This window comes from Chloroflexota bacterium, assembly GCA_035652535.1.
Taxonomy (GTDB): domain Bacteria; phylum Chloroflexota; class UBA6077; order UBA6077; family SHYK01; genus DASRDP01.
In genome coordinates this window covers 1-13,683 of the sequence record DASRDP010000161.1, presented here as the reverse complement: position 1 = coordinate 13,683, position 13,683 = coordinate 1, and the positions used below count along the sequence as shown (strand labels likewise).

The following is a 13,683-nucleotide window of genomic DNA, read 5'->3' as shown; positions in this document are numbered from 1 at the left end:
CCTCATTGTGTGGTTCATTTTCGTCCTCGAAACCGCTTTCCGTGCTGGCGTCCATGCTTTCGGGCGGCTAGCGTGGCTTCGCAACGACCCCCACCTCGGTTCTTCCGAATCGTCGCTCGGCCCGGAGCAAGAGCGTCGTTTTGTACTCCCACAGAGAGATGGGCGGAAGCACGCGGAGCGCTGCGATGTATAGCAGGCCCAGCGCTGCGAGGGCGCCCACGATGATCGCGATGTCACCGACCTGCGGAGGCCGGATCGGTGGATACGTCGTGATCTCCTGTCCAACCGGCCCTGCGACGGACCAGGAAGCGACATAGATCCGTACCCGATCGACAAAGTTCCCGATGACGATGATCAGTCCCACGAGGGCTGGCCCCATCGCGCTCTTTCGAATCGGGTTCCAGATCAGGAGGACAAAAGGAGCGATAAAGTTGAGCACGAAGGAGCCGACCATGAGGGGAAGGAACGGGCCGAGCATCAACGTCCCGATGAGGCCGATCTCCTCCGGAGTTCGCCCGTACCAGATGGGCAGAAACTCCGCCCATGTGAAGTAGAAGAAGAGGAGCGTCAGCCCGAGCAAAATCTTCGAAGCGCCCCAGAAGGGGTCGATTCCGATGTAGCGCTCGAGCCCCGCCACGCGCCGAAGCACGAGCGATATGACGAGCGCGGTGCTCAGCCCCGCCTGCAGGCCCGCGACGGCGTGGTATGGAGGCATGAGGGAGCTCTTCCAACCCGGCACGAGCGCCATTCCCAGATCGCTGACCACAAAGAGGTGAACGTACGGGAACCACATGAGGTAGAAGCCGCCGAGGAGGATGATTCCGGTCGACAGGACGGCCCACTGGCGCCCTCGGCCATGCCAACCGAGAGCCAGGATGCCCGCGAGGCGGCTGCCGTGTACGTCTCGAGCCGCCGCGAGGTCGGGCAGGGATCCGACGTAGATGATTGCGAGGCCAGCGACGGTCAGGAGGAGGATGGCGATCGTGTCCCACACGAAGGGGGCGCCGGGCCATGTTTCATTCGCGTTCCAGATACTCACCCGGCCCCGCCAATCGGGCAGCGCCAACAGGAGCACGATGAAAAGCGGCGTCGTTACAATCCCTGAGATGCCGAGGAGGTCGCTAGCGCGACGGATCGGGATGGCCCAGTAGCCTTTGGCAAGGCGAGACGCGAACGACAAAATGGGCGCGGCTTGCGCGGTGGACACGAGGAATGCGAGCGTTGCCGCGGCGTAGCCCCAGTTGGTGAGCGGCTGCGGACCACTCGCGGCCATGATCGACAGCCGAACGGCGCCCGCGGCTGCCAACAGCACGAGCAAAATAAATGCGAGCCATACCCCGCCGGTTGCGCGAAGCCTGCCGAGGAGGTCGTGGGTAACTTCCTCCGGCGTCTGGATCGCCGCGTGATGGTTGGCTGCTTCAGTCATCTTCATCCAGTCTCGAAATGTCGAACGCTACCGTCAGCTCCGAGATGGCGAACGCTACCGTCGCGCCGCGGGCGTCTCCGCCGCGTTTGGGTCGACTTTTTTCAGGTACACGACGACCGGCTCGGTGCCCAGTTCCCCCAGAAGCTGATAGCTCCGCTGATCCCGGGCCAGGCGATTAATTCGGCTGTTGTCCTCTTTCCAATCGCCGAACACGAGCGCGTCAGTGGGGCATGCCTGCGCGCACGCTGGCTGCACGTCGCCGTCGCGGATCAAACGGTTCGAAAGTTTCTCGTTCCGCTTCGCGTGCATGATGCGGTGGATGCAGAAGGTGCACTTCTCGATCAAGCCCTTCACGCGGACCGTCACATCGGGATTGAGCTGGGAACCGAGAGGCTCCGGCCAATCGGCGTCTTCAAAGTTGAAGAATCGCACGTTCCACTGGCAGTTGTTCGCGCAATAGCGCGTCCCCACGCAGCGGTTGTAGACCTGAACGTTCAGGCCGTCGTTGCTGTGATAAATGGCGTACACGGGGCACACAGGCTCGCACGGCGCGTTCTGGCAGTGCTGGCAGAGCACGGGCAGGAAGCGCGCCTTGACGCTCTTGGTGTCCGTCGTGCCGTCGGGGAGCTTCTTGATCTCCCAGTAGCGCTCGACCCGGATCCACTCTTTGGAGCGGTGTTGGAGGAAGTGCTGCTCATCGTTAATGGGGACGTTGTTTTCGGCCTGGCATGCCACCACGCACGCCTGGCATCCGGTGCATCGATCGATGTCGACGACCATCCCCCACTGGTGCGGGCTCTCGCCCGCTGGGTTCTGGACTGCACCCGGAGGCGGCTCAATCTGCGCCATGCATCCTCCTGCTCGGCCCCACAAGGCGTGACGCGCGGAGGCGGCGCATCACGGTTCCCCTCGGGTGATCTCGATGACTTCTTCTCCCGGCAGCTGCACGGGCACGACGTTGCCTTCGAATTTCGGAATATTGACGTGGCGCCCCGTCTTCGTCAGCCTCACGCGGGTTGCCCCGTATGCGAAAGCCCCCGTTGTTTGATCGGTCAGCGGCGCGAGGAGATCGAGCGGGTTGACACCGCGCATGTTGCCGTCCCGGGACCCGTACCGCGTGTAGTTTGTGTGGCCCTGGCCCATGGGAATGGCGAGAACGTTTCGCTGCGCGGCGGGCGTGATGTACGCCGGAACTTCGAGCCTTCCCCCGTCCCGCGACTCGATGGCGACGATGTCCCCTTCCTGGATCCCTTTGCTCCGCGCGTCGTCCGGATTGATCTCGACCCACGTTTGCCACGTGGCGCTCGTGATGGGGTCCGGCGTCGCCTGCAGCCAGGGGATATGGGCATACTCGCCGGCGCCCAGCGTGTGGTGCGGAAACGCGACGAGCGAGTACGGGTAGCTGCTATCACCATCGAACTGCGCCGGCTGCACCGCTGAGAAGCCCTGGACTGACGGCGCTCCCGGGGACCCGCCAGTCCGCGACTCATCCCACCAGCCGCCCTGCTGGAGCAGCTTGTTCCAGAAGCGCTCGAAATCCGCGTCTCGAATGTTCCCGCGCTGTTCTTGCTGGAGCGCTCGAGCGCCGTCCCGAATCGCATCGCGCAGGGTATCCCATGGGAGCGCCGCGGCAAACGGCCCTCCGAGCTCACCACCCACCGTTAGGAGGACGTCCCACACGCTTCGCGTGTCGTACAGTGGGCGAACGACTGGCTGCTGCACGGTCACGACCTGGAAGCCAGGTCCTGGATCGGGGATGTCGTCGCCCCAATCTTCGAGCGGCAGATGCGACGGAAGGACCAGGTCGGCCAGGGCCGTGGTCTCGTCCATGAAGCTGGAGAAGCTTACGATAAACGGCGCACCCATCAGCGCCTCGCGAAATTGCAGCGCGGACGGGAGCCCGTGCACAGGGTTCACGTTGTGAAGCAACACGGCCTGCGTCTGGCCAGACCGAAGCTGCCCGGCGAGGGACTGCCAGTCGGCCAGCCGGCTCGGCGCCGATGGCGCCGGCAGGCCCTGGATCGCGGGGGGTGGGTTGAGCATCACCCCGCCCTGTTGGCCGACATTGCCGACCAGGAGGTTGAGGGCGAGGATCGCGGTCAGCGCGTCTGTGCCGTTGGTTTGCGCGCCCGCGAGCCCACCACCAATGGCGATGCTCGGACGCTGGCTGGCGAACTCGCGCGCGAGCCGTCGAATGTCTTCCGCGGGAACCCCGGTCTGCTGGGACACGCGGTCGGGCGTGTAGGCGTCGAGCCCGCGGGCGCCGCCCAGGGCTTGCACGCCATTCGGGTCACCCAGGCCTTCGGACATGATGACCTGGGCCATTCCCAGGGCGAGCAACCCTTCCCCACCGGGGGGGACCGGGACCCACTCGTCCGCGTTGGCCGCGGTCATCGAGAATCGGGTGTCGACGTGAACCATGTGTCCGCGCGAACGGCTCTGCTTCGGCGAGAACTGATTCAGTCGGTAGTTCCCCTGGCGGAAGATGCCGTATTGGGTGCCATAGTGCACCGGCGAAAGCCACGTGCCGAGCCAGTCCGCGCCAAAGGAGAGAACGTAGCGCGCGTTCTGGATGTCGAATCTCGGCAGGGTAGCCTGGCCGAACACGCGCCGGACTGCCTCGCGGAAGGGCGCTTCATTGATTGTCTCCAGCGTCAGCCACTGGGCGCCCAATGTTCGCGAGAAGCGATCGGCGATGAGGGCGCGGTGGCCCCGGAGCGGCGGCGTCAGAAAGGCGACGTTCCGCCCCTGGCCAGCCTGCTGGAGGTTCCCGATACGGGTGACGAGGACGTCGAGGGCATCATTCCACGAGACGGGGCTGAAGACGCCGTGGCCTCGCGGGCCGGTCTGTCGGAGCGGCGACTCGATCCGATCCGGGTGGTATTGCTCCTCAACCGCCGCGAGCCCGCGGGCGCACATCTTGCCGAAATTCACGGGATGGTCTGGATTGCCGTCGATCTTCTTGGATCTGCCCTCCACCACCCGAACGACAGCTCCACAGCCGGCGCCGCACTGCTGACAGCCGGTGGCGTACATATTCTCGAAGGCCGTGAGAACGTCGTTCGAGACGCTGACCCGGCTTTGCCCCTCGTATTCCGAGGTTGGGGGCGGCGCGCAGCTCGCGAACATCACGGCTCCTGCCGCGGAGGCGGCAGAGCCCAGCAAGAACTGGCGGCGAGTCAGGCTCAATCCAGGCGGGGGCGCGTCCTGGCTGCGCCGCTCCTCACGTCCCATGGCGCATACCCCTCGTCGTCACTTGTGACACGTCGCACACTCCGTCGGCGCGCCATTGTCTCGGTGGCAGCCGACACAATCGCCCATGTTTAGCGGTCGGACCTGCACGACCTGGCTCATGCTCCCCACGTCGCCGTGGCACGTCGAACATTGGAAGCCCGCATTGATGTGCGCCTCGTGGAGGAAGCGCACGTGATCGGGAATTCGATGGACGCGCTCCCAGTTGACCGGCTGCTGCTGTTGCCACGCCTGTCGAATCTTGTCGAGCGAGTCCTGCGCTTCGGCGGTCGTGAGCGATGCGTTCGACGCGGTCGTCGAGGCGATGACCTGGTGGCAGAACATGCACTGCTGCACATCCGGATACCCGGCCGTCGCCCCGATCGCGGTCGTTCGATGGCAGAAGGTGCAATCAAGGCCGGCGGTTTGCACGTGCACGCTGTGGTCGAAATGGATCGGCTCCTTCGGCGCGGGATGCGGAATGCTCGCCAGCATCGGAGGAGCAAGGACGGTAATAAATGCGATAAGGGCGGCGATACCGACGGCGGGTACGGCTACGAGGACGAGCCGTCGGAGGCCGATCAGCATCTAGATCGCAAACCGCGGGTAGAACTGCATGATCACCGCTACAAATCCCGCGATGGAAACCGAAAATGCAACGATCGTCAGCGCGGCCGATACTGCGGAAATCGGATAGAGAATTCCACGCAGGCGTTCGGCGCCTGGCGGAAGGTCTCCCGAGCCGACGAGCGACGGAATGACGGCGTGGGCGAAGAGAAACGAGATTGCGGTATTCACGACCAGCCCCACGAAGAGAACGAGAAACCGGAGGCTCGAGCTGAGGCGCAGCCATTGATCGGTACTGAGAATGACTGGGTCCATGAAGCTCCCTGTCTCCGCCCTTGAAGTTGCCCGCGAGTCGTCCTGACGGTCCGGGCGCGTGCTTCACCCACCCCCGGATGTTCGACGATCTCGAAGTTTTGTGCGATATCGTTCCCTGAGTGCCCAGCAAACCTAGGCGTTATGTTTGAGCTGGAACAAGGATTCTGCCCTTACCGCCCGCGGCACATCGCCACCCGGACGGGTACCCGTTGAGGGCCGCGTCATTCTGCACCATGCGCAAGTCGGTGCGCAACCAGCGCTCGAACGGTTCCCCTCGGCATGGGGCGGCACGCAGCGGTGTAGTAATACGGCGAGCTCCCTTTCGGATTACGGGGGCGGTTCGTCCCCTGGCTGGCTACTGCTCTGGATTGAACGGCTGGCTGTACAGGAACGCCGTCAGATTCTCGGCATCCGCGTCTGTCATGTTCTGCAGCTTCGGCATCTTCGCGTTTGGCTTCTGGGATGGCGGGTCCATGATCCACGCTTTCATCTGCTCAGGCGTGTTTTGCAGGGCGTTGTCCGCCAGCGTCGGTCGGAGCGAGACATTCGTGAGATTCGGCGCGCCGGGATAGATGCCGGAGCTGACGTTTCGAAGCGTGTGGCAGCTTGCGCAGCCGCTAGGAGGATAGAACTTGCTGTCTGTGAAAAGCTGGCGCCCGATGTTCGGGTCGCCGGGCACGTTTGGATCGGCGTTCAGGGATGCCGCGGAGAGGTTAGGACCGAGGTGGATGGCCGGATTCGGTCCGGGGCTGGGGGTGCAGCCGCTGAGGAGCGCGAGCCCCGTCAGGAGAGCGGCCAGCGTCCCGCGAATCCTCCTGTGTGCGGTGGGCTGCCGTCCCGAAGTCGAGGAGCCGGTTGACAGCCGCATACCAGGTCTATGCATCCAAACCTCCGGGGCACTGTTATAGCAGGGATGCGAGACCATCCGCTACCGGCGACGGCGGCCTTCGAGGGGCGTGGTAGAATCCGAGTCGGGGCGCGCACGCGCCCATCTTCTTGGGGCAATACACCGTGGTCGACCTCGCAGCCGACGTCGCGGCGGCGCTTCGGGCCGAAATCCCCGACGAACGGATCGTCGCCGATCGAAACGCCCTCGCCGCCTATCGCGGGATCGCCTGGGGCGTCGCGGAATCGAAGCTCCCCCTTTCCCGCCCCATCGCTCCTCCGTTGGTCGCTGTGCAGCCTCGGAACGTGGCGGACGTGTGTGCCACCCTGCAGGTTGCGCGGACCCTGGGAGCCTGCGTCGTTCCGTACGGCTCAGGCACGGGCGTTCAGGGCGGCGCATCGCCGCTGGAAGGCTCCATCGTGATCGACCTCGGCCGCATGGATGGCATCCGGTCGATCAGCCGGAAGGATCGGTCCGCTCGGGTGGAGCCTGGGGTCTTGCTCGGTGCCTTGGATGCGGCCGCCAACGAGCATGGATTGATGGTCGGACACGATCCGTGGAGTCAGCCGATTGCCAGCGTGGGTGGCGCTGTATCCACCAACGGAGTCGGATATCTGGCTGGAAAGTACGGCCCCATGGGCAGCCAGGTGCTCGGGCTCGAAGTGGTGCTCGCCGATGGATGCGTGGTTCGAACGAAGGCGGTGCCGAAGGCGTCGGTCGGCCCCTCGCTGCAGAGCCTGTTCATCGGCGCGGAAGGCGTCTTTGGCGTCATCACAGAAGTGGACGTTCAGCTTTTTCCTGTCCCAGAGCGCCGGGAGCTGTCCGGATATCGCTTCGCGAACTTCGAGGCCGGCCTGCGCGCCGTCGTCGACATGTTCTCGGTCGCCCTTCGTCCCTCGATGATCGATTTCGAGGAGGACGAGCCGGCCCGGGGCACGCTCCGCCTGGGGTCGCTCGTCGACCTGCCGTCGCCGATGTACCTCGCCTTCGAGGGCTTCGCCGAGGAGGTGGCGGCGCAGCGGGCGCGCGCGGACGAGATCTGTCTGGGCCACGGTGGGGCTCGCCTGGATCCGACTGAGGTTCAGGAGTTCTGGGACACGCGTCATTCCTCCGCCGAGCGCTGGGTTCGCGAACGGCGCGCCGACCCTCTGGGCGTGGCGCAGACCCATCGCGTGCGGAGGTGGACGAGTGCGTACGTGAACCTGAGTCTGCCGGTCTCGGCAATCCTCGAATTTCGCCGCCGCGCCGCGGCCGCCCTCGCTCCGTGTCGGCTGGCGGTGAAGGCGTCCGGTCTTTGGGGGATGCCCGAGCTGTACTCCGTGCGGTTTGAGCACCAGTTTCCGGACGATCCGCGAGCCCCGGATGAGCTCGATCGCGGAACAGACCTCGGCCTGCAAATCGCGCAGGAGCTGGGCGGGTCGATGGAGTACTGCCACGGCGTGGGGGTACGTCTATCCCACCTCATGGCATCGGAGCTGGGCACCGGTCTGGAGCTTCTCCGGCGACTAAAGCAGACGTTAGACCCGAACGGGCTGCTCAATCCGGGGAAGCTGGCGCTGTAGGCGACAGGGCTACTGGAGCAGGTACTCGAACTTGGGCCGCTCTTCGTGGCCCGCGATTCGCTCGATTGTCCGGCGCAGGGCGTCCACCGCGTCGTCTCCGAGACGGAGCGCGACGAGCGAGCCCAAGACGAATCCCAAAGCCGTCCCCACCGCCACGCCGAGGGCGAAGAGTTGCTCGCGCTTTGGGTCCATTGTCTCAATCCCTTCTGTCACTGGACTCGAACGACCGGGAGCGCGTGCGACCATAGCTCCTCGAGCTGGTAGTAATCGCGTTCAGCGGGCGCAAAGACATGCACGACGACGTCGCCGTAATCGAGGAGCACCCATCCCGATGCCGGCGTTCCTTCCTGGCGCAGCGGGCGAAGATGCCAGGTCGTCCGCAGGGAATCGATGATTGCGTCGACGATGGCGGTGATCTGGCGTTCGCTGCTTCCGCTGCAAACCACGAAGTAGTCCGCCAGCAGCGAGATGCGTCTCAGGTCGAGAACGACGATGTCGCTCGCCTGCTTGTCTGAAGCGATCTCGACGATCTGCTTCGCGACGTCCAGTGCCTCCAGTCGCGCCGCTCCCGACTCACTCGCCCGTTGCATGGGGTGCCGAACAACCGCTCACGCTGAGTCCGTCGACGGGCGCGTCGCACCACGACTCGCCCACCGCGGGCGGTGTCCGAGCGTTCTTCAGCATCCCGCTTAGGATTATATCCCTCACCACCGGACGCACTCCCGGAGGAGGCTGGTCCTGTGATCGTGCTGTGTCTAGTGGATGCTGGTTCCACGATCGACATGTAGAAAAAACCTGGCGTCAGTCGTTACACTTTTGCGCTTCAACCGTAACCACACGGTGATCTTCCAGCTTCGGAGACACATCCATGAATCGAGGACCGAGTATCGTCGCGAGCGTCGCCATCGTCGCGGCGATGATCGCGATGAGCATGTGGGCCTGGATGCACCTGCCGCCGGGCGCGCGGATCGCCGTGCACTGGGCCTCCAACGGTACACCCGATCGTTACGCGTACAAAGTCCAGGCGCTGCTGCAGCTTCCGATCGTTGCGTGCCTCGTATCCGTGATATTCGCCGCCGTGCCCAGGGCGCTATCGGGACGGTTGACTCGCGGTGCGCTGTGGGGAATCAGTGAGGAAACGTATGCCGGCATTTGGGCGGGCATATGGGTGACGTGTCTCCTCGCTATCTCGGGAAACCACGCGGTCACGGTGTTGATGGCCGCGGGCGCTGCTCCTGCGATGGTCGTGCAAACAGAGATCGGCATCCTGTTCATCATTCTGGGCAGCTACCATTTGGGGAACGTGCAGCGAACATCTTTGCTGGGCGTGCGCACGCCGTGGACTCTGGCGAGCGATCTCGCGTGGACGCGGAGCCAGCATATGGCCGGCCGTGCGCTCATCGCTATGGGACTATCGGTCGTATTTCTCGCGCTCTACGGGAATGAGCTGCTGCTGATGGGTGGCTTCGTTGGCTGGGTGGGCGTCTTTCTGGCCGGGGTTATGGCCTATTCGTACCGCCTCTGGAGGCTGGACCCGCGCCGTCGGGTTGCGGAGGAGTCGTAGCGGCCACCGTCAACCACGCGGAGGGGCCGCTTCCAGCATTGGGTCGACCGCGCAATCCCACCCGATCCATTCTCCGCCGCCGACCCACACTTCCTTCTTCCAGATGGGGACGATCTCCTTCAGTCGGTCGATGGCGTATTGACAGGCGGCGAAGCCCTCGGCGCGGTGCTCTGTCGCCACGGCGATCGCCACAGACGCTTCGCCGAGATCCACCCGCCCGACGCGATGGCGCACGGCGATTCGGCTCGTGCCCCACCGCTCGCGGATCTCCTCCGCGATTTGCTCGAGCTTGCGGATCGCCATCTCGGGATACGCTTCGTACTCCAGGTATTCAACCTCTCGCCCGCGCGATATCCGCCGAGCCGTTCCCAGGAATACGGTAACGGCGCCGCAGTCCGGCGACCCGACGAGGCTCGCGATTCCGTCGGCCGTCAATTCGTCTCGTGTGATCTCGAAATGGCCGCTGCCGCCGCTGACCGGAGGAATGACCGCAAGCTCATCGTTCGGGCGAATGGGATGGTTGGCGTCGACGTACTCGAAGTTGACGCTGACTCGCGCCCCTGGAAGCTCGCGGAGCTGCGGGTAGCGGGCCTGGATTGCCCGCGTCAACATGTCCACGGTGGCGTTCTCGGGGAGCTCGATCTGGAGGGTGTTGGCGCCGACGACCTCACGAATCGATGCGAAGAGTCGCACGGAGAGCATCATCGCCTCACGCCTCGCGCGGCCTCATCGGCGGGCTCGGCCACTCACGCCTTTCCCTCGCCGCCCTTTTCGGTGTCATCGATGTCGAGGGTATTGATGAACTGGCGAAAGACGGAGAGCTTTTCCTCGTCGATCGGCGTGCTCTCCTCGCGCTCTTTACCTTCGCCCTCGGCTTCGCCTTCTCCGTCGAACACCATCCCGGCGGAGTCGAGTACGCGCTCCTCGACGAAAATCGGCACCTCCGTGCGAATAGCGAGCGCGATGGCGTCGCTGGGCCGCGCGTCTACCTCCACGCTTCGACCGTCCTGTTCGAGGATGAGCTTGGCGAAGAAGGTCTCGTCGGCGAGGTCGTTGATGACCACGCGCTCCAGTCGCGCCCCGAGCGCGGTGATCGCAAGCCTCAAGAGGTCATGGGTGAGGGGGCGACTGACTGGGACCTTTTGCATCGGAATGGCGATGGCATCCGCCTCAAAGTGCCCGATCCAGATGGGAAGGTACCGGCTCGAGTCTTTTTCCTTCAGCATCACGACGCGCTTGTAATTCGCCATGTTCACACGGATGCTTTCGACAAATACCTCGATCAAGTTCCCAGCTCCTTAGGATTCGAGGCGGCAGAAGCGGCGACGACCCCCGGACGCGAGGGGTCAGACAATTGTATCATCGGCCCGGTGGCCCCGCTAGAACGCCGGCGGGGCGCGATGCGCCCGGCCGCCGATCAGTACGGAGGCTCGATTTCGCGGTCGTCGGCGGGCGACTTCGCCCGGGCAGGCCGTTGAATGGTCGTCCCATTGGGCGCAGGCGGCGGGGGCGACGGCGCCGGCCGGCTGACCGACTCCGTCGGGGTTGTGGTCGGCCGCTCGGGCTCCAGCTCGCGCTGGATTTCCGATGTGACTTCCGTGCTGAGGCGTCGCACCTCGCGCACGGCCCGGGCCACCTGTTGCGCGATCTCCGGCAGCTTCTCGGGGCCAAAAATGACCAGCGCCAGCACCAGGATGACCACGAGCTCCATCGGCCCCATTCCGAGAAAGTTCATCGCGCTCTCCTCAACGGCTCGATCGCTCCCGCCTCTAAGTGTAGAGCCGAGGCGTTCGGCAGTGCATCGCGCACGGCATCAAAGGATGTCACCGTGAGGAGCGTCTGCCCGCTCGCGGCGGCCACGCGCAGCACTGAGGCCTGTTTTTGTTGATCCAGCTCGCTCAGCACATCGTCCAGGAGAAGGATCGGGCGCGCACCGGTCGCCCCGCTCATGAGGTCCAGCTCGGCAAGCTTGAGGCTGAGGGCCGCGAGGCGCTGCTGGCCCCGAGACCCAAACGTATTCAGGTCCACCCCGTCGACAACGAACGCGAGGTCATCCCGGTGGGGCCCGACGAGGGACATGCCCAGAATGCGCTCGCGGGGCGCGGCGTCTTCCAGGGCCCTGCAAAACGCGGCGTGGATACGACCGAGCGCATCATCCCCCTGGGCCGGAAGGTTGTGGAGCGGCTCGGCTTGCCCGTCGGCGATCCCCGGTCGGTACGTGATCTGTAGGTGTTGGCCCCAGCCTCCGAGATCACGAAACCAGCTATCCGCCCGTGCGCCCAGGGCGGCAACCGCGCGCGCTCGCTCCTGCAACAGGAGCGCGCCATTACTCGCCAACTCTTCGTCCCACACGGACAGCGACGAATCTGGCCGCCCGTTCTCGCGGACGCGGCGAAGGAGCGCATTTCGCTGGATCAGGACCTTGCCATACCGCTGCAAGGTCCGCAGGTAGCGCGAGCTGATCTGCGCGTTCATCACGTCGAGATATCGACGGCGCCCGCTCGGCGGTCCGTCCACGAGCGCAACGTCATCTGGCGCGAAGGAGACGACGTTGATCTCGCCCACGAATTCGAGGGCCCGTCGGGGAACCCCGTTGAGCCGAAAAGCCTTCGTCACCGTGGGCGCGGCGCCATCGGCCTCCGCGACCCGGAGGATTACGTCTGCCCGTACGTCTCCGCGCTCATGGGCAACGATCGCGCTGATCTTGCCGTACGCTTCGAGTGGATTCCCTTCGTTCCGTGCGCTGTCGAGAATGGCCCAGTTGATCAGCTCGCGGTCCGAACTCGCCCGCGCGGACTTCGTCGTTGCGAGCAACTCGACCGCTTCCAGAAGGTTTGTCTTCCCTTGGGCGTTTCGCCCCTCGATAATTGTCGGACCGTCTTCGAGGGTTAACGCTAACCGTCGAAAATTGCGGTAGTTTGTGAGCTGAACTGATTGAAGATGCACAGAGAAATTGTACCGTGGGGCCGGATGGTCCCCGTCGGTCCTCTTCGAGCGCCGGTCGTTATAATGGAGGACGGCGAACTCGATCGTGCTCGCGACATTTCATGACCACAGGGAAATTCGATGACGCCCCGCACCGCAGAGCACGATCCGCGTGCGACGCGCGCGGGGCGCGCTGGCGCCGGAATCGCCCTCGTCGTCCTCCTCGCGATGGTTCCGATCGTGGTGGCGTGTGTCGTCCCACGCGTCGCGCCGACTCCGGAGGCGCCGCAACATCAGGAATCCGCGGGAGCGCTCGACTGGCCCGATGATGGGCGGACGCCAGTGGCTTCCGACGATGCTCGGACGCCGATAGCCTTCGACGGGACCGGTGACTTTCCATCGTTCCCGCTGCCAGATGGGGAGCCAGCCCCGCTCGGCCCTGCGCTTTTCCGGTCCGGTTTCTCCAACCCATTGCCCCCCAGCCCGGTATGGGACCCACCCGGGCAAAAGCGTGTCGGGATTCAAGCCGGCCACTGGAAGACCAGCGACGTGCCGTACGAGCTCCGAAACTTGTCTCCCGGCACCTCCGCTGGGGGCTGGCAGGAGTGGGAGGTGAACCTCCTGATCGCCAACAAGGTGAAAGAGATCCTGGAGGACGCGGGCGTAGCGGTCGATCTTCTTCCATCAACGGTGCCGATTCGCTATCGCGCCCACGCGTTCGTCGCGATCCACGCCGACGGCGACGCGAACGGCAGCTACGCGGGCTATAAGATCGCGCGATCGGGCTTCAGCTCGATTCCCGACGCGGACGATGTGTTCGTCGATACGCTGTATCGTGAGTACGCGACGACGACAGGCCTTCCGCGCGACTCGGACGCCCACATCAGTCGGCGGATGATCTACTATTACGCGTTCAATACTCGCCGGTACCAACACGCGATCGATCTCGGAACGCCCGCGGCGATTATCGAAACCGGGTATTTGACGAACGCCGGAGACCGCGCCCTCCTGACGAACCGGCCAGAATTGCCGGCGGAGGGAATCGCGAATGGAATTCTTCGGTACCTGGAGCTGGAGATCGGGGCCATGCCAGACCCCTCAGGGTAGGAGGAGGTTCGCGGACCATGAAGCAGGAGCACCCCCACGGCCACGTCGAAGACAACCCGGAGCTCGAGGCGTATTACCGCGACCTGCGCGCGCTGAACAC

At 64.6% G+C, this 13,683-nt stretch carries 15 protein-coding genes; 3 read left to right on the top strand and 12 right to left on the bottom strand.

Features of this window, described 5'->3' with window-relative positions; all coding sequences use genetic code 11:
* Positions 1-67 precede the first annotated feature (67 nt).
* From VFC51_19850 to VFC51_19825, 6 genes are all read right to left on the bottom strand, one after another.
* Positions 68-1,426 carry a hypothetical protein gene (locus tag VFC51_19850; GenBank protein HZT09284.1) on the bottom strand — a complete coding sequence of 453 codons (1,359 nt, stop codon included), beginning with the start codon at positions 1,424-1,426 and terminating at the stop codon, positions 68-70.
* Between the two features lie 54 nt (positions 1,427-1,480).
* Positions 1,481-2,275 (bottom strand): 4Fe-4S dicluster domain-containing protein, encoded by a 795-nt coding sequence (locus VFC51_19845; protein HZT09283.1) that lies wholly within the window; start codon positions 2,273-2,275, stop codon positions 1,481-1,483.
* Between the two features lie 48 nt (positions 2,276-2,323).
* Positions 2,324-4,660 (bottom strand): molybdopterin-dependent oxidoreductase, encoded by a 2,337-nt coding sequence (locus tag VFC51_19840; protein HZT09282.1) that lies wholly within the window; start codon positions 4,658-4,660, stop codon positions 2,324-2,326.
* Between the two features lie 18 nt (positions 4,661-4,678).
* Positions 4,679-5,245: a cytochrome c3 family protein gene (locus VFC51_19835; protein HZT09281.1), complete on the bottom strand. Its 567-nt coding sequence runs from the start codon at positions 5,243-5,245 to the stop codon at positions 4,679-4,681.
* Positions 5,246-5,539, bottom strand: coding sequence for a hypothetical protein (locus tag VFC51_19830; protein ID HZT09280.1), 294 nt, complete (start codon positions 5,537-5,539; stop codon positions 5,246-5,248).
* 355 nt (positions 5,540-5,894) lie between these two features.
* On the bottom strand, positions 5,895-6,422 hold the full coding sequence (locus VFC51_19825) for a cytochrome c (GenBank protein ID HZT09279.1): 528 nt from the start codon (positions 6,420-6,422) through the stop codon (positions 5,895-5,897).
* Positions 6,423-6,550: 128 nt separating this feature from the next.
* Here VFC51_19825 and VFC51_19820 point away from each other — a divergent pair, with 128 nt between their 5' ends.
* Positions 6,551-7,987, top strand: coding sequence for an FAD-binding oxidoreductase (locus tag VFC51_19820; GenBank protein ID HZT09278.1), 1,437 nt, complete (start codon positions 6,551-6,553; stop codon positions 7,985-7,987).
* A 9-nt stretch (positions 7,988-7,996) separates the two neighbouring features.
* On the opposite strand, the gene VFC51_19815 is transcribed toward VFC51_19820, so the two are convergent.
* Positions 7,997-8,179 (bottom strand): hypothetical protein, encoded by a 183-nt coding sequence (locus tag VFC51_19815; GenBank protein ID HZT09277.1) that lies wholly within the window; start codon positions 8,177-8,179, stop codon positions 7,997-7,999.
* A gap of 17 nt (positions 8,180-8,196) precedes the next feature.
* The gene (rsfS, locus tag VFC51_19810; protein HZT09276.1) at positions 8,197-8,577 is read right to left on the bottom strand and encodes a ribosome silencing factor; all 381 of its coding nucleotides are present in this window, start codon (positions 8,575-8,577) and stop codon (positions 8,197-8,199) included.
* Between the two features lie 278 nt (positions 8,578-8,855).
* Between rsfS and VFC51_19805 the strand changes: the two genes are divergently transcribed.
* Complete coding sequence (locus VFC51_19805) at positions 8,856-9,551, top strand: SdpI family protein (GenBank protein ID HZT09275.1); 696 nt, start codon at positions 8,856-8,858, stop codon at positions 9,549-9,551.
* A gap of 9 nt (positions 9,552-9,560) precedes the next feature.
* Here VFC51_19805 and VFC51_19800 read toward each other — a convergent pair whose 3' ends face one another.
* From VFC51_19800 to recF, 4 genes are all read right to left on the bottom strand, one after another.
* The gene (locus tag VFC51_19800; GenBank protein ID HZT09274.1) at positions 9,561-10,253 is read right to left on the bottom strand and encodes a molybdenum cofactor biosynthesis protein MoaE; all 693 of its coding nucleotides are present in this window, start codon (positions 10,251-10,253) and stop codon (positions 9,561-9,563) included.
* Between the two features lie 44 nt (positions 10,254-10,297).
* Positions 10,298-10,837, bottom strand: a complete 540-nt coding sequence (locus tag VFC51_19795) for a bifunctional nuclease family protein (protein HZT09273.1) — start codon at positions 10,835-10,837, stop codon at positions 10,298-10,300.
* A gap of 131 nt (positions 10,838-10,968) precedes the next feature.
* On the bottom strand, positions 10,969-11,286 hold the full coding sequence (locus VFC51_19790) for a twin-arginine translocase TatA/TatE family subunit (GenBank protein ID HZT09272.1): 318 nt from the start codon (positions 11,284-11,286) through the stop codon (positions 10,969-10,971).
* Entirely contained in the window at positions 11,283-12,497 is a 1,215-nt protein-coding gene (recF, locus tag VFC51_19785; protein ID HZT09271.1) for a DNA replication/repair protein RecF, read from the bottom strand. Before recF ends, VFC51_19790 begins: the two co-directional genes overlap by 4 nt.
* A 120-nt stretch (positions 12,498-12,617) precedes the next feature.
* Here recF and VFC51_19780 point away from each other — a divergent pair, with 120 nt between their 5' ends.
* A complete protein-coding gene (locus VFC51_19780; protein HZT09270.1) occupies positions 12,618-13,583 on the top strand; it encodes an N-acetylmuramoyl-L-alanine amidase in 966 nt (321 codons plus the stop codon).
* The last annotated feature ends 100 nt before the right edge of the window (positions 13,584-13,683 follow it).

What these genes read in the sequence shown, in the direction of transcription:
- VFC51_19790 (HZT09272.1), bottom strand. Translation starts at nt 11,286, where the DNA reads ATGAACTTTCTCGGAATGGGGCCGATGGAGCTCGTGGTCATCCTGGTG.
- VFC51_19805 (HZT09275.1), top strand. Translation starts at nt 8,856, where the DNA reads ATGAATCGAGGACCGAGTATCGTCGCGAGCGTCGCCATCGTCGCGGCG.
- rsfS (HZT09276.1), bottom strand. Translation starts at nt 8,577, where the DNA reads ATGCAACGGGCGAGTGAGTCGGGAGCGGCGCGACTGGAGGCACTGGAC.
- VFC51_19845 (HZT09283.1), bottom strand. Translation starts at nt 2,275, where the DNA reads ATGGCGCAGATTGAGCCGCCTCCGGGTGCAGTCCAGAACCCAGCGGGC.
- VFC51_19835 (HZT09281.1), bottom strand. Translation starts at nt 5,245, where the DNA reads ATGCTGATCGGCCTCCGACGGCTCGTCCTCGTAGCCGTACCCGCCGTC.
- VFC51_19815 (HZT09277.1), bottom strand. Translation starts at nt 8,179, where the DNA reads ATGGACCCAAAGCGCGAGCAACTCTTCGCCCTCGGCGTGGCGGTGGGG.
- VFC51_19850 (HZT09284.1), bottom strand. Translation starts at nt 1,426, where the DNA reads ATGACTGAAGCAGCCAACCATCACGCGGCGATCCAGACGCCGGAGGAA.
- VFC51_19800 (HZT09274.1), bottom strand. Translation starts at nt 10,253, where the DNA reads ATGCTCTCCGTGCGACTCTTCGCATCGATTCGTGAGGTCGTCGGCGCC.
- VFC51_19840 (HZT09282.1), bottom strand. Translation starts at nt 4,660, where the DNA reads ATGGGACGTGAGGAGCGGCGCAGCCAGGACGCGCCCCCGCCTGGATTG.
- VFC51_19830 (HZT09280.1), bottom strand. Translation starts at nt 5,539, where the DNA reads ATGGACCCAGTCATTCTCAGTACCGATCAATGGCTGCGCCTCAGCTCG.
- VFC51_19825 (HZT09279.1), bottom strand. Translation starts at nt 6,422, where the DNA reads ATGCATAGACCTGGTATGCGGCTGTCAACCGGCTCCTCGACTTCGGGA.
- VFC51_19780 (HZT09270.1), top strand. Translation starts at nt 12,618, where the DNA reads ATGACGCCCCGCACCGCAGAGCACGATCCGCGTGCGACGCGCGCGGGG.